Source organism: Alphaproteobacteria bacterium, assembly GCA_041396705.1.
Lineage (GTDB): Bacteria > Pseudomonadota > Alphaproteobacteria > CALKHQ01 > CALKHQ01 > CALKHQ01.
Genome location: JAWKYB010000004.1, coordinates 134,752 through 155,744 on the forward strand (window position 1 = coordinate 134,752; position 20,993 = coordinate 155,744).

Genomic DNA, 20,993 nt, shown 5'->3' on the forward strand with positions numbered 1-20,993 from the left:
AGCCGGCCTCAGCGCATGGTCGGGTCGTTGCGGCTGAAGGCGTCGGCCTCGGCCGCAATCCAGTCGCGGAACGCCACGATCTTGGGCAGGGCGGCGCGTTCCGGCAGCGTCACGGTATAGACCGACATCGGGCACTCGATCGAGACCGAGAGCGGACGCACCAGGCGGCCCGTCTCCAGCTCGATGGCGGCCAGGGTCGAGCGCGCAAGCGCGACGCCCTGCCCGTGGATCGCGGCCTGGACCATCAGCGCACCCTGGTTGTAGCCGGGGCCCGTCGTCGGGTCGGCACGGCGCACCCCGAACCGCTTCAGGAAATAGGGCCAGCCGTTGCTGGTTTCGTCGTGCCGCCAGTCGTCGTCGTGCAGCAGGATCGCCTGGGCGAGGTCGCCGATGGCGCGGATGGCGCGCGGCCCCGCCATCAGCTGCGGGCTGCACACCGGGAACAGCCGCTCGCGCAGCAGCAGCCGGGTCTCCAGGCCCGGATAGTTGCCCCAGCCGAAGCGCACGGCGAGGTCGACGCCATCCGTGCGCAGATTGGCGAGACGGTCGTCGGTGTGCAGCCTGAGGTCGATCTCCGGATGCCGTTCGTGGAAGCGCGGCAGGCGCACCATCAGCCACTGCGCGGCGAAGGAGGCGAGCACGCTGACCGTCAGCGGTCCCTGGCCAAGCCCGGCGCGCAGGCCGTCGGCGGCGGTGCCGATGCTGGTCAGGGCCTCGCGCACCACGTTGGCGAACTGGCGGCCCTCCTCGGTCAGCGCCAGCCTGCGGGTCTGGCGCAGGAACAGTGCGAAGCCCAGCTGCTGCTCCAGCTGCTTGATCTGCTGGCTGATCGCGCCCTGGGTCAGGTTCAGCTCGGTCGCCGCGCGGGTGAAGCTGAGGTGTCGCGCGGCGGCCTCGAACGCACGCAACGGCGCAAGCGGCGGCAGCTGCATGGCTTCTCCGAGCATTAGAATTGCTAATGAATTCGCCGAGAAATGATGGTTTGTCAAGCGACCCTTTCGGCCCGATGTTCGGTCTATCGCAACCGCGCGAAAGGCGCAGAAACCCGGGCCGATCACGGATCGGTGGCGGCCGGTCCCGACGGGACGGACCGTCGGCGGGTAGGGAAGGTTTGTCATGTCCGAGCAATGCATCGAGCGTCCCATCGCATTCGACGGCGGTCGGCGCAGCCACGCACCGCGGACGGCCCCGTGGCTGGTCGCACTGCTTGACTGGATCGAGCGCCGGCTGGAGCGTCACCGCCAGCGCCAGGAATTGCAGGGCCTGGATTCGCGCATGCTGCGCGACATCGGTCTCAGCCAGGCGGACTTGCGCCGCGAGTTGAACAAGCCGTTCTGGCGCGCTTAGGCGAGGAGCTTCCGCGGCATGCTGCAGGTCTACGGCGACCGGTTCTCCGGCAACTGCTACAAGGTCCAGCTGATCCTGGACCTGACCGGCCGGCCCTATCGCTGGGTCGACATCGACATCATGAAGGGGCAGAGCAGGACGCCGGAATTCCTGGCGCTCAGCCCGGTCGGCCGGATCCCGATCGTCGTGCTGGACGACGGCGCGGTGCTGTCGGAATCAAACGCGATCCTGCTCTACTTCGCGGAGGGCTCGCCCTATCTGCCGGAGGACCGGCTGGAGCGCGCCCGCGTGTACCAGTGGCTGTTCTTCGAGCAGTACAACCACGAGCCCAACATCGCGACGCTGCGGTTCTGGACCAAGCTGGCGGGCTTCGACGAAGCCCGCCGCGCGGCGGAGCCCGCCAAGCGCAAGGCGGGGCTGGAGGCGCTCGGCGTGATGGAGCAGCGGCTGGCCGCGCATCCGTTCCTGGTCGGCGACCGGTTCACGGTCGCCGACATCGCGCTGTTCGCCTACACCCACGTCGCCGCTGACGGCGGCTTCGACCTGCGGGCTTTCCCGGCGGTGTCGGCGTGGCTCGACCGGGTCCGCGTCCAGCCCGGCTTCGCTCCGATGGTGGCGGGCTAGGCGGCCTGCGGCATCGGCGGCACGGTGGCTGCCGCGCTGGCGCGCGCCGACGCCACCCGATAGCAGGCGGAGACCCTGGGCGCGCCGGACAGCAGCGCCTCGCCGCCGGGCATCCGCTCGACCCAGAACAGGATCGGCAGGGCGTACATGTCGGCCGCGGTGAAGGCGTCGCCGACCATGTAGGTGCCGGCGGTACCGGCCAGCATGGCGTCGACGATGGCGAGGTGGCCGGCGGTCTGTGCCCGGCCGGCTTCGACCACGGCCATGTCCGGCTTGCCGTCCGCGCCCCGCGGGAACACCATCGGCAGCACGAAGCTCTTGATCGCGCTGGCATAGAGATAGTCGTTGAAGATCGAGGCATATTGGTCGGCATGGACCCGGTCCATCGTGCCGGCCGGCGTCAGCGTCGGTCCCGGGAAGGCGGCGTCGATGTAGCCCAGCATCGCCGGCGTCTCGAACAGGTGGACGTTGCCGTGGCGCAGCGCCGGGATCTTGCCGAAGGGCTGCACCGCGAGGTGGGCCGGGCTTCTCAGTTCGACCGGCTGCAGCGTGTAGGCCACGCCCTTCTCTTCCAGCGCCAGCCGCACGGTGCGCGTGTAGGTGCTGAGGGCGAGCCCATAGAGCGTGACGTCGGCCATCGCGATTTTCTCCCTGGCATTGCGGTTGCGGCTTGCGCAAGCACCTTGACCGGAACCGTGGCGCCGGCGCCAATCAAATTTAAGACACTGCTTACGCTTAAACGGTCGTCAGGCAACCGCCTTGCGCTCGCGGTTGACGATGTAGATGCCGCAGCCGATGACGACCGCGGTCCCGGCGATGGTGGTCAGGTCCGGCACGTCGCCGAACATCAGATAGCCGAGCGCCACGGCGCCGACGATCTGGACGTAGATGAATGGCGCCAGTGTCGAGGCCGGGGCCAGCCGGAAGGCGGCGAGAAAGCTGAAATGGCTGCCGGCGTGGACCAGGCCTGACAGCACCATCAGCGCCCAGCCGCGGCCGTCGGGCGCGGTCCAGTCGAACGGCAGCGCCAGGCTGGTGATGACGAAGCCGGCGACCGCGATCTGCATCAGCATCACCCGCGGATGGCCGCCATGCGACAGCTTGCGGGTGAGCAGCTGGTAGATGGCGAAGCCGAACGCGACGGCGAGCGCCAGCAGCACGCCGGCGCCGAAGCTGCTGTCCCAGGGCCGGGCGATGATCAGGATGCCGCCGAAGCCGACGATGACGGCGGCCCAGCGGCGGATACCGGGATGCTCGCCCAGCATCGGGCCCGCCAGCGCAGTGACGACCAGCGGGGCGGCGAAGCTGACCGCGGTGAACAGGTCGAGCGGCGTGATCGAGACGGCGAGGGCCGCAAGCGTGCCGGCGACGCAGGGGATCGCGCCACGGACCAGGTTGAGCCCGAGGTTGGGCCCCTGCAGCACGCGCGGCCAGAGTGCTGGCGGGGTGATCAGCGCGAGCGGGATCAGGAAGAATGCGAACCGCGCCCATGCGATCTGGATCGCGCCCATCTGCCCGCCGAGGTCCTTGGCGATGGCGTCGATGACGGCAAAGCAGGTGACGCCGAGCGAGAGCCAGCCGATGCCGGTCAGCGTGGCGCGCGGACCGGAAGGCATCGTCGCGGCCGCCGTCATCGCGGCACCGCGCCGGACCGCTTGACCGGCCCCGGCGCCGCGGCTTTCATCGCTTGCATCGTGATTTCGCTTTACCCTGTGGACGTGCGCATGCGGCCCGGCCGCGGCGCCCAGGACCCTGGAACGGACGGGCAGACTAGCATGCATTACGTGATCATCGCGCTGGGAATTCTGCTCGCAGCCGGCCTGCTGATCTGGCGAATCCGGCTCTATCTGACCGCGGCGCGCACGGTGGTCGACACCGCCCGCGACCTCAAGGCCGGCATCCGCCGGGCGCACTGGCAGGGCAGGTTCGCCGACCGCGGCCTCGACGCCATCGACGACCCGATGCTGGTCGCGACCTGCATCCTGCTGCTGTTCGTCCGCTGCGACCGCGACATCACCGGCGAGGATCGGGCGGCGCTGTCAGGCAGCGTCCAGCGGGTGTTCCGGGTCGAGCCCAAGCAGGCGGCGGACCTGATCGGCGAGGCCGAGTTCCTGGTCCGCGACGTGACCGACTACCCGCGCTGGGTGCAACGGCTGGCCGGCCGGCTGGTGCCGGTCTGCAGCGTCGCTGAGCGGGCCCAGGTTCTGGAGATGGCCGAGGCGACCGCCGGGCCGGGCGCCCCGTCCGACCGCCGTGTCCTGGTGCTGGGCCGCTACCGCGAGGCGGCAAAGCTCGGCTGAGCGCGGCGACCCGCCGGCGTCCCGGTGGCATGCAGCTCTGCATCCCCGAGCCGGGCCTGTCGTTCGCTCGCTGGCAGGGCGTCGTCATGACCGGCGGCAGGTCGTTTCGCGATGACAGCGCGCGCGCTGCTGCGTTAGCATCGCCAACGGCGGAAGGACGTCCTGTCGAGGTGCTGGACGTCGTGGGATTCGCAGTCCTGATGGCACACGACGAAAGCGCTGGGACGGCTGGCATCGGAGTGCCGGCCTAGCGTCCCCCGGCCGTGGGCGTCATATGTCGTCAAGATCGTGGAGGCGCAAATGAAGGGTGCTCGGTCAGTGACGGTGGCGGCGTCGGTGACGTTCGCCGCGGCGGCGGGATATGCGTTCGGGCTAGCGACCGCGCCCGACCCGGCGCTGGCGCAGATGGATGCCACCGCCGCCGAGATGGAGGTACGCTTTGCCGCGATCGAGGCGCAGCTGCCGGTGCTGCAACAGGAGATCGCCGCCCTGAAGAGCCAGCAGGGCGACCGCGCCACCGTGCAGGCCCCGTTCCGGGTGGTCGCCGAAGGCAACCGGGAGGTGCTTTCCGTTACGCTGGACGGCGGGTTGCCGGTGGTGAGGATCGGCCAGGGCATCTCGCTCGGTTACGCCCAGAGCGAGCCCTTTATCAGCATCTCGAACGGCGCGCGTGTCGCCGGCATGGACCTGAGCGGCGGCAACGCGACGCTCTTTGCGGGTCCGAACGCGGAAGACGGCTTCTATGCCGGCTACAGCGCCAACAGCGGTATCGGGGCGCGGGTCTTCGCCGGCGGCCAGTCGGTGGCCGAGCTCCTGGGTTACCCTGGCGGCCACGCGGCCCTGCGCCTGCTCAGCGAAGGCGGCCTGGACTTCTCGGTCGAGCCAGGCGAAGGCGAGCAGCCGGAGCTGAAGCTCGGTGAGGGCATCATCCTCGGCTATTCCGAGAGCGAGCCTCGGGTCAGCATCTTCTCTGGCGACCGGGTTGCGGGCATGCACATGCTGGACGGCGTGGCGACGATCTATGCCAGCCAGGACGGCACCAACGGCTTCTTTGCCGGGCCCTCGCCGACGTTCGGCAACAGTGTGCGCATCTTCGACGGCGGCGAGGCGGTCGCGTCCGTCGGCGTCCCACCGGGCAAGATGGCCGGCGCGCGGTTCCTGGCCGGCGGCACCCTGGTCGCCGGTATCGGCATCGGCACGGCGGGCGAGGGCGTGATGTACACCGCCTTTCCCGATGGCAGCCCGGCCGTCACCGCCGGCGGCAACGGTGCTGGCAGCGCACAGGTCTCGGTGCACCAGGGCGGATCGGTGCGCGCCTCGATCAACACCAGCGACCTCGGCGGAACCGGCCTGGTCGTGGTGCGCGACGCCGGCGGCACCGCGGTCGCCTATCTGTCCGAAGGCGCCGCCGGCGGCGGCAGCGTGTCGGTGACCGGCCCGGGCGGCGACGAGGCGTTCGGCGCCGGCTGGGACGGCACCCAGGGTGCGGCCTGCGTCCGCCGCCAGAACGGGAACCAGTTCTGCCTGGAGCCGGTGATGCCGCTGAGCCGGCAGAACTGAGCCGGCCGGGGCGGCGGGACGCTCGATCCGGGCGGAGAGGCGATGGGCGCAGGCGGGCAAGCAGCGGTCCACCACGGCGGCTGCCTGTGCGGCGCCGTCCGCTACCGGCTGACCGGCCCGCTGCGCGCGGTGATCAACTGCCATTGCAGCCAGTGCCGGCGCTTCCATGGCCACTACGGCGCCTACACCACCCTGGCGCAGGCGAATTTCGCGCTGACGCGGCAGGACGGGCTGGGCTGGTATGCCGCCTCGCCGACCGCCGAGCGCGGCTTCTGCACGCGCTGCGGATCGAGCCTGTTCTGGCGACCGGTGGGCCGGGACAACATCAGCGTTGCCGCCGGCACGCTGGATGCGCCGACCGGGCTGGAGACGGTCGGCGACATCTTCGTCGCCGACAAGGGCGACTACTACGTCATCGACGGCGACCGCCCGTCGCGGCCCCAGGGCGGCGGCGACGCGCTGGCCGACGAGATCCGCGCCCTCAAGTCGGGCGCGTGAATTCGGCGTCGGAATAGCCCTGCAGATACAGGAGCGCGGTCAGGTCGGAATGGTTGACCTGGACGGCGACCTGGCTGCGCACGATGGCCTTGCCGCGGAACGCGACGCCGAGCCCGGCGGCGCGCAGCATGGCGACGTCGTTGGCGCCGTCGCCGACGGCGAGCGCATCGGCCGGCGCCAGCCCGCGTGCCGCCGCCTGCCGCTGGAGGGCGGAAAGCTTGGCATCGCGGTCGAGGATCGGTTCGGCCACGCCGACGATGCGGTCGTCCGCGAACAGGAACCGGTTGGCCTGGAAGTCGTCGAAGCCAAGCGCGCGTGCCGACCGCCCGGCGATCTCGACGAAGCCGCCGGTGACCAGCGCGGTGTGCGCGCCGTTGGCGCGCATCGTCGCCACCAGCGTGGCGCCGCCGGGCACGAATGTCAGCGCCGCCGCCAGCGCGTCGATCGCCGCCCGCGGCGTGCCGGCCATCATCGCGATGCGTTCGCGCAGGGCGGCGGAGAAGTCGAGCTCGCCCGCCATCGAGCGGGCGGTGATCGCGGCGACCGCATCCTTGACGCCGACGGCCGCGGCCAGCTCGTCGAGCGTTTCCTGCTCGACCATGGTCGAATCCATGTCGGCCACCAACAGGCGCTTGCGCCGGTTCGCGACCGCGACCGCGTTTACGTCGACCTGCGCCGCCGACAGCGCCTCGCGCAGGCCGGCGACGGCGTCCGCCGGCGGTGCGCCATCCAGCGGCAGGTCGCAGGCCCGTGCCGGCGACAGCCACCGCGGCTCCGCCACCGGAAAGTTATGTGCGGCGACCAGGGCCAGCGTCCGGCCGTCGAGCGGCGCAGCGCTTTCGGCTGCGACCAGGTTGAGCAGGTGGGTCGGTGACGGCATCGATGGGCTTGAACTGGCTGCGGGCGCGCCTTTAACACCCGATCCATGGATCGCTGTCGAGCAGTTTCGCGTGGGGTGTGTGCCGGTGCCGGCTGAGGCGGAGCGCATCCCCGTCGTCGTCGTCGCCGGCCCGACGGCCAGCGGCAAGTCGGCGCTGGCGCTGGACATCGCGCTGGCCATGGACGGCACCGTCATCAACGCGGACAGCATGCAGGTCTATCGCGACCTGGCCGTGCTCACCGCGCGCCCGTCGGCGGCCGACGCGGCCCGGGCGCCGCACCGGCTGTTCGGCACGCTCGACGGCGCGGAGGCGTGCTCGGTCGGCCGCTGGCGCGCGATGGCCGAGGCCGAGGTTCGCGACGCCCACGCTGCCGGCCGCCTGCCCATCGTCGTCGGCGGCACCGGGCTCTATCTCAGCGCGCTGATGCGCGGCCTGGCCGCGATCCCGGACGTGCCGGGCGAAATCGTCGCAGGCTGGCAGGCCGAGCTCGCTCGGGTCGGGGCGGCGGGGCTGTACGCCCGGCTCGCGGCGTGCGACCCCGAAATGGCCGCGCGGCTGCGGCCGTCCGACCGCCAGCGCGTGGTCCGCGCACTCGCCGTGCGCGACGCCACCGGCCGGTCGCTGGCCGACTGGCAGGCGCAGGCACCGGCACCGCCGCCGGGGCTGGCGTTCCACGTCGTGCTGCTGATGCCGCCGCGCGCGGCGCTGTACGCCGCCTGCGACGCGCGGTTTGCCGCGATGGTCGAGGCCGGCGCGGTGGACGAGGTCCGCGCCCTGCGGGCACGCGGCCTGCCCGCCGACCGGCCGGTGATGAAGGCGATCGGCGTTGCTGAGCTGGGCGGCGTGCTCGACGGCAGCCGGTCCCTGGACGACGCGATCGCGGCGTCGGCCCAGGCCACGCGCAATTACGCCAAGCGTCAGTGCACCTGGTTCCGGCATCAGATTATTGCGGATCAAATCATAGATGCGCAATTTTCGGAAAGAGAGACGGCCGGAATCTTTTCGAAAATTCGTCATTTTCGGTTGACCGCTCCGGAATGACCGCATAGTGTCCGCCGGCCTTGCGGGGACCGGCCGGCGGCGGGCGCCGGATCGACGTGACAATCGGACGGGTTGAGGCTTCGGCAGGCAGGCCGGGGCGAGGAGAATGTTGCCATGACCAGCGAAACGAGGACGCGCAAGAAGGCGGCCGCCAAGGCCGCGGCGCCGGAACCGCAGCGGATGAGCGGGGCCGAAATGGTGCTGCGCGCGCTGGTCGACCAGGGCGTGGAGGTGATCTTCGGCTATCCCGGCGGCGCGGTGCTGCCGATCTACGACGCGCTGTTCAAGCAGAACTCGATCCGCCACATCCTGGTCCGGCACGAGCAGGCCGCCGTGCATGCCGCCGAAGGCTATGCACGCTCCACCGGCAAGGTCGGCGTCGTGCTGGTCACCTCGGGTCCCGGCGCGACCAATGCGGTCACCGGGCTGACCGACGCGCTGATGGACAGCGTGCCGATCGTCTGCCTGACCGGTCAGGTGCCGACGCACCTGATCGGCAACGACGCTTTCCAGGAGTGCGACACCACCGGCATCACCCGGCCGTGCACCAAGCACAACTACCTGGTCAAGGACGTCGACCGGCTGTCGAAGACCATCCACGAGGCCTTCTACGTCGCGCGCAGCGGCCGGCCCGGGCCGGTGGTGGTCGACCTGCCGAAGGACATTCAGTTCGCGGACGGCACCTATACCGGGCCGGAGAATGTGCGCCATCATTCCTACCGGCCGCAGCTGGAGGGCGACGCCGCCGCGGTCGAGGCCGCCTTCAAGCTGATGGTCAAGGCGAAGAAGCCGTTGCTCTACGTCGGCGGCGGCACGGTGAACTCGGGCCCGGAGGCCTGCAAGGCGGTGACCGCGCTGGCCCGCCTGACCGGCTTCCCGGTGACCATGACGCTGATGGGCCTCGGCGCCTTCCCGGGGTCGGATCCGCTGTCGCTGGGCATGGTCGGCATGCACGGCTCCTACGAATCGAATCTGGCCATGCACGAATGCGACGTCATGGTCTGCATCGGCGCCCGCTTCGACGACCGGGTGACGGGCCGGCTCAGCGCGTTCTCGCCGAACAGCAGAAAGATCCACATCGACATCGATCCGTCGTCGATCAACAAGAACGTCGCCGTCGACGTGCCGGTGATCGGCGACGTCGGCGCGGTGACCCGGCAGCTGATCGCGCTGTGGAAGAACCGCAAGGTCAAGGCCGACGCCAAGGCGCTGGCCGACTGGTGGGCGAAGATCGAGAAATGGCGGGCGAAGGACTGCTTCCGCTTCACCCAGACCAAGACGGTGATCAAGCCGCAATTCGCGATCAAGCGGCTCTATGAGCTGACCAAGGCGCGCGAGACCTTCATCACCACCGAGGTCGGCCAGCACCAGATGTGGGCCGCGCAGTTCTACAAGTTCGAGACCCCGTTCCACTGGATGACATCCGGCGGCCTCGGCACCATGGGCTATGGCCTGCCGGCGGCGATGGGCGTCCAACTCGCGCATCCGGACGCGCTGGTGGTCGACATCGCCGGCGAGGCCTCGATCATGATGAACATCCAGGAGATGAGCACGCTGGCGCAGTACCGGCTGCCGGTGAAGGTGTTCATCCTGAACAACGAGTATATGGGCATGGTCCGCCAGTGGCAGGAGCTGCTGCATGGCGGCCGCTATTCCGAGAGCTACTCGGCCTCGCTGCCGGACTTCGTCAAGCTGGCCGAGGCGTTCGGCGCGGTCGGGCTGCGCGCGACCAAGCCGAGCGAGGTCGACGACGTGATCGAGGAGATGATCGCGGTCGACCGGCCGGTGATCGTCGACATGGTGGTCGACAAGGCGGAGAATTGCTTCCCGATGATCCCGTCGGGTGCGGCCCACAACGAGATGATCCTCGGGCCCAACGGCGACAAGAGCGAGCAGACTGTGTCGGTGGAGGGCATGGTCCTCGTCTGATGCCGGGCGGCGGGGAAATCCCGCCGCTTCCGCGATCCGCCCGCGCCGCCTTCTTCTGGAGCCATCCGTGTGACCGATACCATCGAACGCCATACCTTTGCCGTCATCGTCGACAACGAGCCCGGCATCCTCGCCCGCGTGGTCGGCCTGTTTTCCGGCCGCGGCTACAACATCGACAGCCTGACCGTCGCCGAGGTCCAGCATGCGGACAACGTGTCGCGCATCACCCTGGTCACCAACGGCACCCGGATGGTGATCGAGCAGATCAAGGCGCAGCTGTTGCGCCTGGTGCCGGTGCGCGCGGTGCACGACCTGACCGGCGAGGGGCCGTTCGTCGCCAAGGAGCTGGCGCTGGTCAAGGTCGCCAACGACGGCGCCGCGCGGCGCGAGGCGCTGCGCATCGCCGACATCTTCCGGGCCACCGTCGCCGACACCACGCTGGAATCCTTCGTCTTCGTGATGACCGGCAGCCCCGACAAGGTCGACAGCTTCGTCGAACTGATGGGCGGGCTGGGCAAGGTCGAGGTGGTGCGCTCCGGCGTCGTCGCCATCGCGCGCGGCCCGCAGGTCATCGACTGCGGCCACAACGGGTGACAGGCTGCGGGGTTTGCGTTGCGCAGCGCTTGGCTGTAACAAGGCGCGCCTGCAGGGAAGCGCCCGGCCGCCAAGCGCCCGCCGCCTCGGTCGCGGCTGCGCGGTCCACGGACATCACCGTCATCCGGCAGGACGAAATTCGAACGAACGCCAGGCGGGCGTGACCGCCAGGAAGAGGGGAGAGTAATGCGGGTCTATTACGATCGTGACGCCGATCTGAACCTGATCAAGTCGAAAAAAGTGGCCATCGTCGGCTATGGCAGCCAGGGCCATGCCCATGCCATGAACCTGCGCGACAGCGGCGTTCCGGATGTCGTCATCGCGCTGCGGCCGGGGTCGCCGAGCGCGAAGAAGGCCGAGGGCGCCAATTTCAAGGTGATGAGTCCGGCGGACGCGGCCAAGTGGGCCGACGTGGTGATGGTGCTGGCCCCGGACGAGCTGCAGGGCCAGATCTACCGCGAGCACCTGGCCGGCAACATGCGCGAGAACGCGGCGCTGGCCTTCGCCCACGGCCTCAACATCCATTTCAACCTGATCGAACCGCGGTCCGACCTCGACGTGTTCATGATCGCACCGAAGGGGCCGGGCCACACCGTGCGCTCCGAGTATCTGCGCGGCGGCGGCGTGCCCTGCCTGCTGGCGATCGCCCAGGACGCGTCCGGCGCGGTGCACGACCTCGGCCTGTCCTACGGCTGCGGCGTCGGCGGCGGCCGCGCCGGCATCATCGAGACCAGCTTCCGCGAGGAGGTCGAGACCGACCTGTTCGGCGAGCAGGTTGTGCTGTGCGGCGGCCTGACCGCGCTGATCAAGGCGGGTTTCGAGACGCTGGTCGACGCCGGCTACGCGCCGGAAATGGCCTATTTCGAGACGCTGCACGAGGTGAAGCTGATCGTCGACCTGATCTACGAGGGCGGCATCGCCAACATGCGCTATTCGATCTCGAACACGGCCGAATACGGCGACTACACGCGCGGCCCGCGCATCGTCACCGACGAGACCAAGGCCGAGATGAAGCGTATCCTGAACGAAATCCAGACCGGCCAGTTCTCGCGCGAATGGATGCTGGAAAACCAGGTCGGCCAGACCAGCTTCAAGGCGGTCCGTCGCCGCGAGGCCGAGCATCCGATCGAGGAGGTCGGCGAGCGGCTGCGCGGCATGATGCCGTGGCTGAAGGAGCACCGGCTGGTCGACAAGACCAAGAACTGAGCCGGCGACGCACGGGCACCGGGCCGCGGCACCGCGCGGTCCGGGCGGCCCCGCCGGGCGGCAGAATCAAGTTGCTGGCGATGCCTGTCGGGTGCTATTTCCTGTGAAGAGCGGTTGACAACGGCTTGAAAATCCAAGGCTTGAACGCCGACGGTTCGTTTTCGGCGGGCCCGGTGGATTTGCCCAGAGGGCAGCGTGTGCGCCGTCCCATGACTCGACGGATTGGTGGAGCCTGAGCCGGACCATGTTGTCCAAACTCCTCGGTATGATGTCGGCCGACATGGCCATCGACCTGGGCACGGCCAACACGCTGGTCTACGTCAAGGGTCGCGGCATCGTGCTGAACGAGCCCTCGGTGGTGGCCATCGCCAATGTCCGCGGCCGCCAGCAGGTGCTGGCGGTGGGCGAGGAGGCCAAGCAGATGCTGGGCCGCACGCCCGGCAACATCCAGGCGATCCGGCCGCTGCGCGATGGCGTCATCGCGGACTTCGAGGTCGCCGAGGAGATGATCAAGCACTTCATCCGCAAGGTGCACAACCGGCGCAGCTTCGCCAGCCCGCAGGTGATCATCTGCGTGCCGTCGGGCTCGACGGCGGTGGAACGCCGCGCGATCCAGGAATCGGCCGAGAGCGCGGGCGCGCGGCGCGTGTTCCTGATCGAGGAGCCTATGGCCGCGGCGATCGGCGCCGGTCTGCCGGTGACCGAGCCGACCGGCTCGATGGTGGTCGACATCGGCGGCGGCACCACCGAGGTGGCGGTGCTGTCGCTGGGCGGCATCGTCTATTCGCGCTCGGTCCGGGTCGGCGGCGACAAGATGGACGAGGCGATCATCGGCTATATCCGCCGCACCCATAACCTGCTGATCGGCGAGGGCACCGCGGAGCGGATCAAGAAGCAGATCGGTTCGGCCTGCCCGCCGGAGGACGGCGAGGGCGCGGTGATGGAGATAAAGGGCCGCGACCTGATGAACGGCGTGCCGAAGGAACTGGTCATCTCCGAGCGGCAGGTGGCGGAAAGCCTGGCCGAGCCGGTCAGCGCCATCGTCGAGGCGGTCAAGGTGGCGCTGGAGCACACCGCGCCGGAACTGGCGGCCGACATCGTCGACAAGGGCATCGTGCTGACCGGGGGCGGCGCGCTGCTCGGCAACCTGGACTATGTGCTGCGCCACGCCACCGGCCTGCCGGTGTCGATCGGCGACGACGCGCTGTCGTGCGTGGCGCTGGGCACCGGCCGGGCGCTGGAGGAGCTGAAGACGCTGCGGCACGTCTTGATCAACCAGTAACGCGGGACTGGTAGCACGCGAACGGAACAGGCAAAGATGAACGTTCGTCGACGCGCCGTTGGGCCGGCCGGCGAATTGCGGTAGGATTCCCCCTGCGGCGGATGCGCGAGGCGCGGTTCCGCCGGCCTGCTGCCGAGACGACAGGGCGAAGGACGCCAGATGGCACGACCCCCGGCCAGCACGATTGTCCGCTATGCGATTCCGTTGAAGGTCCTGTTGCAGCGCTTCGCGCTGGCGACGACCGTGCTGCTCGCATTCGGGCTGATGCTGCTGGCCAAGGCCGACTCCCGGTTCATGGAGCGGGTGCGGGTCGCGGTCGCCGACATGATGTCGCCCATCGTCGACGCGGCGTCCGAACCGGCGCAGTCGGTGTCCGACTTCATGGATTCGCTGACCGAGCTGGCGGTGCTGCGCGAGGAGAACGCGCGGCTGCGCGAGGAGAACGCTCGCCTGCTGGAGTGGGAACGGGCGGCGCGCGCCATGCAGGCGCAGAACCACGCGCTGCGCGCGCTGACCAACTTCGTCGACGTGCCGGCGGCGGCCCAGATCGCCGCGCGAGTGATCGGCGACAGCAGCGGCGTCTACGTGCGCAGCCTGCTGGTGGCCGTCGGCAGCGTCGACGGCGTCGCCAAGGGCCAGGCGGTGATGACCGGCGAGGGGCTGGTCGGGCGCATCACCGAGGTCGGCCAGCGGGCCGCGCGGGTGTTGCTGATCACCGATCTCAATTCCCGCATCCCGGTGCGCGTGGAGCGGACGCGGGGCCGCGCCATCCTGCTGGGCGACAACACCGACCTGCCATTGCTGCAATACCTGCCCAGCGCCGACTCGGTGGCGCCCGGCGATCGGGTGGTGACGTCCGGCGACGCCGGGGTGTTCCCGCCGGGCCTCGCGGTCGGCGAGGTGGTGGCGGTGACCGACGGCACCGTGCGCGTACAGCCGTTCGTCGACTGGGACCGGCTGGAACTGGTGCGGGTGGTGGACTTCGCGCTGCCCGGCCTGATCGACGACTTCCACAACGACGGTGAGATGGCCGACCAGCCGGCGGGGCCCGAGGCCGACGTGCCGGAGGCGCCGGGCCCGGCCAACATGGTCACGCCGGTGTCCGACGGCACCGCGGTGCACCAGCAGTGAGCGGGGCGCGGCGATGAACCGGCTGCTGCTGCGCATCGATGCCGTCGCCCGCCAGTCGGTGCCGGTGGCGCTGACGCTGCTGCTGGTGCTGATCTCCGCGCTGCCGCCGGTGCTGCCGGTGTTCCGCGAGGCGGCGCCGGCCTGGGTGCTTATCGCCGTGTTCCATTGGTCGGTCCAGCGGCCGGAGCTGATGCCGGTGCAGGCGGCCTTCGTCATCGGCCTGTTGCAGGACCTGCTGCTCGGCCTGCCGCCGGGCAGCAGCGCGCTGATCTACGTGGTGCTGCGCGGCGTGGCCGGGCGCATCGCGCAACTGACCGCGGGCCGCGGCTTCGTCAACCTGTGGATCATGTTCGCGGGTGCCGCGGCCGGCGCCGGCCTGCTGCGCTACCTGATCATGACCGTCTGGCTGGAGCGGGTGCTGGATCCGGTGCCGGCGCTGTTCGAACTGCTGCTGACCGTCGGCGTCTTTCCGCTCGTCTCCTGGCTGCTGACCAGGCTGCAGCGCGGGTTGCTGACCCATGCTTAGGCTGCGCCGGAAGAAGCAGGCGGCGGCCGAGCGCGTCATGGCGGGCTTCCGCCGCGACGAGGACCGCATGCGCGGCTTCAGTCGCCGCGCGTTGACGATCGGCGGCCTGCAGGTCGGGCTGTTCGGCGTGCTCGGCGCCCGGCTTTACGGGCTGCAGGTGGTGGAGGCCGACCGCTATGCGCTGCTGGCGGAGGACAACCGGGTCAATATGCGCCTGCTGCCGCCGCCGCGCGGCGAGATCTTCGACCGCAACGGCGAACCGGTCGCGGTCAACGAGCTGAACTACCGGGTCCAGATGGTGCCCGAGCAGGCCGGCGAGATGGAGGTGGTGCTGGCGCGGCTGGCACGCATCGTTGCGCTGGCGCCCGACGAGATCGAGCGCATCCTGGAGGAGGTCGGCCGCCGCCGCTCGTTCCTGCCGGTGATGGTGGCGGAGAACCTGACCTGGAACCAGGTCGCCAGCGTCGAGGTCAACGCACCGGACCTGCCGGGCGTGTCGATCGACCTCGGCTATCGCCGCATCTATCCGAATGCCGCCGCGATGGGCCACCTGACCGGCTACATCGCCCCGCCGCGGGAGGAGGACTTGAACGGCGACCCGCTGCTCGAGTTGCCCGATTTCCAGATGGGCCGCAGCGGACTGGAGCGGCGCTACGACGAGGTGCTGCGCGGGCGCGCCGGCGTCAGCCAGGTCGAGGTCAACGCCCTGGGCCGCGTGATCCGCGAGCTGACGCGCGAGGAAGGCCAGCCGGGCCGCGACCTGACGCTGACCATCGATGCCGGCCTGCAGCGCGCCACGGTCGAGCGCTTCGGCGAGGAGAGCGGCGCCGCGGTGGTCATGGACGCCCACACCGGCGACGTGCTGGCGATGGTGTCGGCGCCGGCCTACGACCCCAACCAGTTCATCGGCGGCATCTCGGTCGCCAACTGGAACGCGCTGACCGACAACCCGCGCGCGCCGCTGCGCGACAAGGCGATCGCCGGCACCTACTCGCCCGGCTCCACCTTCAAGATGGTGGTCGGGCTCGCCGCGCTGGAGGCGGGCATCATCGACGCCAACAGCGAGGTCTGGTGCCCGGGCTTCCTCGACTACGGCGTCAACCGCTTCCACTGCTGGAAGCATTTCGGCCACGGCCACGTCAACCTGGCCAGTGCGATCGAGCAGTCGTGCGACGTCTATTTCTACGAGACCGCGCTGGAACTGGGCATCGACAAGCTCAGCGCATTCGCGCGGCGCTATGGCTTCGGCGACCTGACCGGGGTCGACCTGGTCGGCGAGCGCACCGGCCTGATGCCGACGAAGGGCTGGAAGGAGGCCACGCTGGGCAACCCGTGGGTGCCGGGCGATACCATCAACGCCGGCATCGGCCAGGGCTATGTCAACTGCACGCCGCTGCAGCTGGCGGTGATGACCGCGCGGCTGGTCAACGGCGGCTATGCGGTGACCCCGCGCCTGACCAAGCGGCTGGAGGGCGAACCGGCGCCGACCTTCCCGTCGATGGGCATACCCGACATCTGGCAGGGCTGGATCCGCGACGCCATGAGCCTGGTGGTCAATTCGCCGAGCGGCACCGCCTACCGCGCGCGGATCGAGGACGAGCGGCTGGCGATGGGCGGCAAGTCCGGCACCGTGCAGGTCCGCCGCATCACGGCGGCGGAGCGCGCGGCCGGCATCATCAGCGACGAGGACCGGCCCTGGCACCACCGCAACCATGCGCTGTTCGTCGCCTATGCGCCGGTCTATGCACCGCGTTTCGTGTGCGGCGTGGTCGTGGAGCATGGCGGCGGCGGTTCGTCCACCGCCGCGCCGATCGCGCGCGATACGCTGCTCGACGTGCAGCGCCGGTTCGGTGCCGCCGAGGTGGCGGACATCGGTCCGCTGCAGCGCTGAGGCCGGCCGGCGATGGCGCTGACCTCGACCCTGCCCGTCGAACGGTTGACCCTGACCCGCCGGCTGCTCGGCATCAACTGGATGCTGCTGGTCCTGGTCACCGGCCTGGCCGCCACCGGCGTCGCGATGCTCTATTCCGCCGGCAACGGCAGCTTCCATCCGTGGGCTTCGGCCCATGCGCTGCGCTATGCCGTCTGCACCGCGATCATGCTGGTGGTGGCGGTGATCGACCTGCGCCTGCTGCTGCGCATGGCCTATGTCTTCTATTTCCTGACGCTGGCCCTGCTGATAGGCGTGGAGGTGATGGGCAGCATCGGCATGGGCGCCCAGCGCTGGATCGACCTCGGCATCATCAAGCTGCAGCCGTCGGAACTGATGAAGCTGGCGCTGGTGCTGGCGCTGGCCCGCTATTTTCACGGCTGCACCCACCTGGACCTGCGTCGGGTGACAATGATGGTGCCGCCGGTGCTGCTGACGCTGATGCCGATCGCGCTGGTGATGAAGCAGCCCGACCTCGGCACCGCGGTGACGCTCGGGCTCGGCGCCACCGCCGTGTTCTTCGTCGCCGGGGTCAGGCTGTGGATGTTCGCGGTGGTCGGCGTCGCGCTGGCCGGGGCGGCGCCGCTGGCGTGGAACATGCTGCACGACTATCAGCGCCAGCGCGTGATGACCTTCCTCGACCCGGAGAGCGACCCGCTCGGCGCCGGCTACCACATCCTGCAATCCAAGATCGCGCTCGGCTCCGGCGGCCTGTTCGGCCGCGGTTTCCTGCAGGGCAGCCAGAGCCACGGCAGCTTCCTGCCCGAGAAGCAGACCGACTTCGTCTTCACCATGCTGGCGGAGGAATTCGGGCTGGTCGGCGGGCTTGCGCTGCTCACCCTCTATCTGATGGTGATCGGCTTCTGCATCGCGATCGGCCTGCGAGCGCGCAACCAGTTCGGCCGCATCCTCAGCTTCGGCGTCGGCTTCACCCTGTTCCTCTATGTCTTCATCAACGTCGCCATGGTTTCGGGCCTGATGCCGGTGGTGGGCGTGCCGTTGCCGCTGATCTCCTACGGCGGCACGGCGATGCTGACCGCGATGATCGGCATCGGACTGGTGATGAACGTCTACGTCAGCCGCGACTTGCGCATCGGTCGGCGGGCCGACGACGACTGACGCACCGGTCCGGCGTCTGCCGATGTTGCTAGCGCGCGGCGGGCGTTGAGCCGTTGCGCGGGGCGGTTAGCACGTCGCGGACGAGCAGCTTGGCGCCGTCGATGGCATGCAGCGCCTCGATCAGCGCCTCGCGTTCATGGCGCGGCAGTTCGCGGGCTGCCAGCCAGTTCGTCGCCGGCTGGCCGGCGGCGCGGTCGGCGACCTGCTGGGCCGCGAGCATGCGCAGCACCAGTCCGTGCGCCTCGACGATCTCCGCCACCGCCCCGCTCTCCGCCCCGCCGATGGCGGCCGCGGCGCGCAGCCGACCGACCGTGCCGGTCTCCGGCGTCTCGGTCGCCAGCGCCATGATCCGCGCCGCCGCGACGGCGGGAAGCAACGCACCGATCTTGGCATCGAAGCGGCCGCTGTCGGGGTCGGTGCGCAACCGCCCGAACAGGTTGAACGGCGGCGACAGGCTGTCGAGCTGGCCGGCCATCATGCGCAGGAACAGCGGGGCGCGTGCCGCGGCGGCCAGCGACTGGGCGCGCAGCGCGCCGGCCAGGCCGCGGTCGCCATGCACCGGCTGGAAGTCGAAGAAGATGTCGACGTTGAGCAGGCTCTCGCCCTCGGCCCGCGCGATCCAGCGGCCGATCTCGTCGCGCCAGCCCGCCAGGGTCCGCCGCCAGTGCGGCTCCGACGCCATCACGTGGCCGATGCAGTAGGGGATGCCGGCGGCATCGAGGAAGTCGCTGGCCATGCGGCCCAGCTCGGCGAACCAGCCGTCGTCCGCGACTGTGCCGGCATGGACGATGGCGTTGTCCTGGTCGGGGCGCAGCAGGCTTTCGCCGCGTCCGGCCGAGCCGAGCACCAGAAAGGCATAGGCGGCCGGCGGCGGTCCAAGATGCGAATCGCTGAGTCGCGCTTCGGCCAGGGCGACGGCGCGCGCGGTGGCGTCGCGGAACACGCCGGCGACGACCGCCGCGATCTCGTGGCCGCCGCACCCGTCGGCCAGCATCGCCCGGGCCAGGGCCGGCAGCTGGGCCAGGCTCTCCGCCATCTCCTGTGGGGTTTCCGCGGCGCCGATGGCGTCGCCGATCACCGGCGCCTGGCCGGCGCGCAGCTTGAGCAGGGCGCGGGCGCTGACCATGCCGGCCAGCCGGCCGTCGTCGACGACCGGCAGGTGGCGGATGCCGAGGCGCTGCATCCGGCCGATGGCGACATAGACGAAGGCGTCGGGTGCGATGGTGGCCACGTCGGCGGTCATCGCCTGCAGCACGGTCGCGCGGTCGAGGTCGACGCCGCGGGCGATGGCGCGGACGAGATCGCGTTCGGTGAGGATCCCGCTGACCGGTCCGTCGCCGCCGGTGACCGCCAGCGCGCTGACCCGGTGCGCGCCCAACGCGGCGGCGGCCTCGCGCAGCGTTGCGCCGAGCGCGATGGTGACCACGGGCCCGACCATCACGTCGGCGACGCGCCGGCGATAGGCGAAACCGTCGAGCACGTGATCGGGCGCCGATGGGCTGTCGCTCATGGCTCGATCCAGCCGGCGGCGCGCTGGTGGGCCAGCGCGTGCCGGGCGCCCCGGGCGAACGCGCGCGCCGCGCCAAAGGTGACCACCCCGCGTTCGGCCAGCAGCGGCAGCAGCCGTAGATAGAGCTCGCCGGTGGTCAGGCAGTCGCCCAGCGCGGTGTGCCGCGCGGTCAGCGGCACCGCGTAGGCCCTGGCCAGCGCTTCCAGGTTGAGGTCGGTGCGCTTCGGTTCCAGCGCCGCGACCAGCAGAAAGGTATCCAGCGCGGGGGGCGCCGCCCATTCGATGCCGCAGCGCGCCGCCTCGCTGCGCAGCACGGTCAGGTCGAAGCCGATGTTGTGCCCGACCAGGGCGCAGCCGGCCAGCCGCGGCCCAATGCGCGCGTAGGCCTCGGCGAAGCCGGGAGCGGCCTCGACCATGCGGTCGGTGATGCCGTGCACGGCGCTGGATGCGGCCGGGATGGCGCGGCCGGGATTGACCAGCTGGTCGATCACCGTGCCGCGGAACAGCCGGGCGCCGTGCTGCCGGATCGCGCCGATCGAGACGATGCGGTCGGCCCGCACGTCCAGCCCGGTGGTCTCCAGGTCCAGCACCCAGGCGGGCAGGGCATCGAGCGGGGTGTCGTCGCCGATCGGCAGCGGCGCCGGCGGCTCCTCGTGCAGGCTCGGGTCGCAGAGCAGGCCTTCGTCGTCCGCTGCCGCCCCGCCGTGCGGCGGCGGCGGTTCCATCATGATCAGGGCGCCCTGGCCCGGGCCGAGATCGATCACCCGTGCCGACACCGTGTGGCCGTCGACGTGCCGCAGGCGGCGGGCGACCGCTAGCCCGTCCGCGCGGGCGCTGCGCCAGGCCTCGCCGAGATCGCGGTCGTCGAGCGCGGCGTAGATGCTGGTGCCGAGCGCGGCGCGCGCGCCGCCGAGCAGGCGCCGGGCCGGCGCGTTGGCCAGGCTGACCAGTCCCGTTTCCGTCACCGAGACGATGCCGTCCGGGATGGCCGCGACCATGGCGGTCAGCCGGGAGTCGGGTGCGGCGCGGGCTTCCTGCCACACCTGCGCCAGGGCCAGCGCGGCGTCCGCCAGCCGCCCGCCCTCGGCATCCTGCCGCCACGGCTCGGCGGCGGCGTCGCGGCGGGCGTGGCCGGCCGCCTCGGCGCGCATCATCACCAGGCGGCCGCGCAGCCGCTCCAGCCCGTCGAAATGGTCGTCGAGCAGCCCGATCACGATCCAGAAGCCGGCCAGGCCGACTGCGGCGCAGGCGCCGAGGACGACCAGCATGATCGCCGGTGCGCCGCTGCGGCTCCAGCCGATCAGGCCGACGACCACGGCGATGGCGAACACCAGCGCGCAGGTCAGCGCGCCGACGAACAGGCTGCGCCGGGCCGACGGCGCTCGGGCCATGGCGGTCTCCTCCCCGCGCCGGCGGCGCGGCCGAATGTGCTCGCATCGTCACTATACCACCATGCGTGCGGGCGATAGGTTGGCGGCGGATCGGCGCAGCCCCCGGTGCGCCGACGCGAGGAGG

General features: G+C 70.5%; 20 protein-coding genes. 14 read left to right on the plus strand and 6 right to left on the minus strand.

The features are described from left to right. Positions 1–8: 8 nt before the first annotated feature. Positions 9–932 (minus strand): transcriptional regulator GcvA, encoded by a 924-nt coding sequence (gcvA, locus tag R3F55_06750; protein MEZ5667118.1) that lies wholly within the window; start codon positions 930–932, stop codon positions 9–11. A 184-nt stretch (positions 933–1,116) separates the two neighbouring features. On the opposite strand from gcvA, the gene R3F55_06755 reads away from it, so the two are divergent. Both R3F55_06755 and R3F55_06760 read left to right on the plus strand, forming a co-directional pair. Then, the gene (locus R3F55_06755; protein ID MEZ5667119.1) at positions 1,117–1,347 is read left to right on the plus strand and encodes a DUF1127 domain-containing protein; all 231 of its coding nucleotides are present in this window, start codon (positions 1,117–1,119) and stop codon (positions 1,345–1,347) included. An 18-nt stretch (positions 1,348–1,365) separates the two neighbouring features. Then, positions 1,366–1,971, plus strand: coding sequence for a glutathione S-transferase family protein (locus R3F55_06760; GenBank protein ID MEZ5667120.1), 606 nt, complete (start codon positions 1,366–1,368; stop codon positions 1,969–1,971). Here the strand turns inward: R3F55_06760 and R3F55_06765 are convergent. Both R3F55_06765 and R3F55_06770 read right to left on the minus strand, forming a co-directional pair. Next, positions 1,968–2,609 (minus strand): glutathione S-transferase family protein, encoded by a 642-nt coding sequence (locus tag R3F55_06765; protein ID MEZ5667121.1) that lies wholly within the window; start codon positions 2,607–2,609, stop codon positions 1,968–1,970. The two genes, R3F55_06760 and R3F55_06765, sit on opposite strands and share 4 nt — an antisense overlap. A gap of 108 nt (positions 2,610–2,717) precedes the next feature. Further along, entirely contained in the window at positions 2,718–3,587 is an 870-nt protein-coding gene (locus R3F55_06770) for a DMT family transporter (GenBank protein MEZ5667122.1), read from the minus strand. Between the two features lie 159 nt (positions 3,588–3,746). On the opposite strand from R3F55_06770, the gene R3F55_06775 reads away from it, so the two are divergent. From R3F55_06775 to R3F55_06785, 3 genes are all read left to right on the plus strand, one after another. Continuing rightward, the gene (locus R3F55_06775; protein MEZ5667123.1) at positions 3,747–4,271 is read left to right on the plus strand and encodes a TerB family tellurite resistance protein; all 525 of its coding nucleotides are present in this window, start codon (positions 3,747–3,749) and stop codon (positions 4,269–4,271) included. Between the two features lie 300 nt (positions 4,272–4,571). After that, a complete protein-coding gene (locus tag R3F55_06780; protein ID MEZ5667124.1) occupies positions 4,572–5,831 on the plus strand; it encodes a hypothetical protein in 1,260 nt (419 codons plus the stop codon). Between the two features lie 42 nt (positions 5,832–5,873). After that, positions 5,874–6,329 (plus strand): GFA family protein, encoded by a 456-nt coding sequence (locus R3F55_06785; GenBank protein MEZ5667125.1) that lies wholly within the window; start codon positions 5,874–5,876, stop codon positions 6,327–6,329. Here the strand turns inward: R3F55_06785 and serB are convergent. Further along, on the minus strand, positions 6,313–7,209 hold the full coding sequence (gene serB / locus R3F55_06790) for a phosphoserine phosphatase SerB (protein ID MEZ5667126.1): 897 nt from the start codon (positions 7,207–7,209) through the stop codon (positions 6,313–6,315). The genes R3F55_06785 and serB overlap by 17 nt on opposite strands. Here serB and miaA point away from each other — a divergent pair. The 9 genes from miaA to rodA all read left to right on the plus strand — a co-directional run bounded on the left by miaA (position 7,184) and on the right by rodA (position 17,968). Then, positions 7,184–8,251 (plus strand): tRNA (adenosine(37)-N6)-dimethylallyltransferase MiaA, encoded by a 1,068-nt coding sequence (gene miaA, locus R3F55_06795; GenBank protein MEZ5667127.1) that lies wholly within the window; start codon positions 7,184–7,186, stop codon positions 8,249–8,251. The genes serB and miaA overlap by 26 nt on opposite strands. Positions 8,252–8,365: 114 nt before the next feature. After that, positions 8,366–10,180, plus strand: coding sequence for an acetolactate synthase 3 large subunit (locus R3F55_06800; protein ID MEZ5667128.1), 1,815 nt, complete (start codon positions 8,366–8,368; stop codon positions 10,178–10,180). Positions 10,181–10,249: 69 nt separating this feature from the next. After that, complete coding sequence (gene ilvN / locus R3F55_06805) at positions 10,250–10,774, plus strand: acetolactate synthase small subunit (GenBank protein ID MEZ5667129.1); 525 nt, start codon at positions 10,250–10,252, stop codon at positions 10,772–10,774. 96 nt (positions 10,775–10,870) lie between these two features. Next, a complete protein-coding gene (ilvC, locus tag R3F55_06810) occupies positions 10,871–11,980 on the plus strand; it encodes a ketol-acid reductoisomerase (protein MEZ5667130.1) in 1,110 nt (369 codons plus the stop codon). A 244-nt stretch (positions 11,981–12,224) separates the two neighbouring features. Further along, positions 12,225–13,262 (plus strand): rod shape-determining protein, encoded by a 1,038-nt coding sequence (locus R3F55_06815; protein ID MEZ5667131.1) that lies wholly within the window; start codon positions 12,225–12,227, stop codon positions 13,260–13,262. A gap of 159 nt (positions 13,263–13,421) precedes the next feature. Next, positions 13,422–14,393 carry a rod shape-determining protein MreC gene (gene mreC, locus R3F55_06820; GenBank protein ID MEZ5667132.1) on the plus strand — a complete coding sequence of 324 codons (972 nt, stop codon included), beginning with the start codon at positions 13,422–13,424 and terminating at the stop codon, positions 14,391–14,393. A 13-nt stretch (positions 14,394–14,406) separates the two neighbouring features. Beyond that, positions 14,407–14,919 carry a rod shape-determining protein MreD gene (gene mreD / locus R3F55_06825; protein ID MEZ5667133.1) on the plus strand — a complete coding sequence of 171 codons (513 nt, stop codon included), beginning with the start codon at positions 14,407–14,409 and terminating at the stop codon, positions 14,917–14,919. Continuing rightward, positions 14,912–16,810 carry a penicillin-binding protein 2 gene (gene mrdA, locus R3F55_06830; protein ID MEZ5667134.1) on the plus strand — a complete coding sequence of 633 codons (1,899 nt, stop codon included), beginning with the start codon at positions 14,912–14,914 and terminating at the stop codon, positions 16,808–16,810. The genes mreD and mrdA overlap by 8 nt, the downstream gene beginning before the upstream one ends. A 12-nt stretch (positions 16,811–16,822) precedes the next feature. Then, entirely contained in the window at positions 16,823–17,968 is a 1,146-nt protein-coding gene (gene rodA / locus R3F55_06835; GenBank protein ID MEZ5667135.1) for a rod shape-determining protein RodA, read from the plus strand. A 28-nt stretch (positions 17,969–17,996) separates the two neighbouring features. Here the strand turns inward: rodA and R3F55_06840 are convergent, their stop codons facing one another. Both R3F55_06840 and R3F55_06845 read right to left on the minus strand, forming a co-directional pair. Continuing rightward, positions 17,997–19,478: a DUF294 nucleotidyltransferase-like domain-containing protein gene (locus R3F55_06840; protein ID MEZ5667136.1), complete on the minus strand. Its 1,482-nt coding sequence runs from the start codon at positions 19,476–19,478 to the stop codon at positions 17,997–17,999. Further along, on the minus strand, positions 19,475–20,869 hold the full coding sequence (locus R3F55_06845) for an exonuclease domain-containing protein (GenBank protein MEZ5667137.1): 1,395 nt from the start codon (positions 20,867–20,869) through the stop codon (positions 19,475–19,477). Before R3F55_06845 ends, R3F55_06840 begins: the two co-directional genes overlap by 4 nt. Between the last annotated feature and the right edge of the window lie 124 nt (positions 20,870–20,993).

What these genes read in the sequence shown, in the direction of transcription:
- gcvA (MEZ5667118.1), bottom strand. Translation starts at nt 932, where the DNA reads ATGCAGCTGCCGCCGCTTGCGCCGTTGCGTGCGTTCGAGGCCGCCGCG.
- R3F55_06755 (MEZ5667119.1), top strand. Translation starts at nt 1,117, where the DNA reads ATGTCCGAGCAATGCATCGAGCGTCCCATCGCATTCGACGGCGGTCGG.
- R3F55_06760 (MEZ5667120.1), top strand. Translation starts at nt 1,366, where the DNA reads ATGCTGCAGGTCTACGGCGACCGGTTCTCCGGCAACTGCTACAAGGTC.
- R3F55_06765 (MEZ5667121.1), bottom strand. Translation starts at nt 2,609, where the DNA reads ATGGCCGACGTCACGCTCTATGGGCTCGCCCTCAGCACCTACACGCGC.
- R3F55_06770 (MEZ5667122.1), bottom strand. Translation starts at nt 3,587, where the DNA reads ATGCCTTCCGGTCCGCGCGCCACGCTGACCGGCATCGGCTGGCTCTCG.
- R3F55_06775 (MEZ5667123.1), top strand. Translation starts at nt 3,747, where the DNA reads ATGCATTACGTGATCATCGCGCTGGGAATTCTGCTCGCAGCCGGCCTG.
- R3F55_06780 (MEZ5667124.1), top strand. Translation starts at nt 4,572, where the DNA reads ATGAAGGGTGCTCGGTCAGTGACGGTGGCGGCGTCGGTGACGTTCGCC.
- R3F55_06785 (MEZ5667125.1), top strand. Translation starts at nt 5,874, where the DNA reads ATGGGCGCAGGCGGGCAAGCAGCGGTCCACCACGGCGGCTGCCTGTGC.
- serB (MEZ5667126.1), bottom strand. Translation starts at nt 7,209, where the DNA reads ATGCCGTCACCGACCCACCTGCTCAACCTGGTCGCAGCCGAAAGCGCT.
- R3F55_06800 (MEZ5667128.1), top strand. Translation starts at nt 8,366, where the DNA reads ATGACCAGCGAAACGAGGACGCGCAAGAAGGCGGCCGCCAAGGCCGCG.
- R3F55_06815 (MEZ5667131.1), top strand. Translation starts at nt 12,225, where the DNA reads ATGTTGTCCAAACTCCTCGGTATGATGTCGGCCGACATGGCCATCGAC.
- mreC (MEZ5667132.1), top strand. Translation starts at nt 13,422, where the DNA reads ATGGCACGACCCCCGGCCAGCACGATTGTCCGCTATGCGATTCCGTTG.
- mreD (MEZ5667133.1), top strand. Translation starts at nt 14,407, where the DNA reads ATGAACCGGCTGCTGCTGCGCATCGATGCCGTCGCCCGCCAGTCGGTG.
- mrdA (MEZ5667134.1), top strand. Translation starts at nt 14,912, where the DNA reads ATGCTTAGGCTGCGCCGGAAGAAGCAGGCGGCGGCCGAGCGCGTCATG.
- rodA (MEZ5667135.1), top strand. Translation starts at nt 16,823, where the DNA reads ATGGCGCTGACCTCGACCCTGCCCGTCGAACGGTTGACCCTGACCCGC.
- R3F55_06840 (MEZ5667136.1), bottom strand. Translation starts at nt 19,478, where the DNA reads ATGAGCGACAGCCCATCGGCGCCCGATCACGTGCTCGACGGTTTCGCC.
- R3F55_06845 (MEZ5667137.1), bottom strand. Translation starts at nt 20,869, where the DNA reads ATGGCCCGAGCGCCGTCGGCCCGGCGCAGCCTGTTCGTCGGCGCGCTG.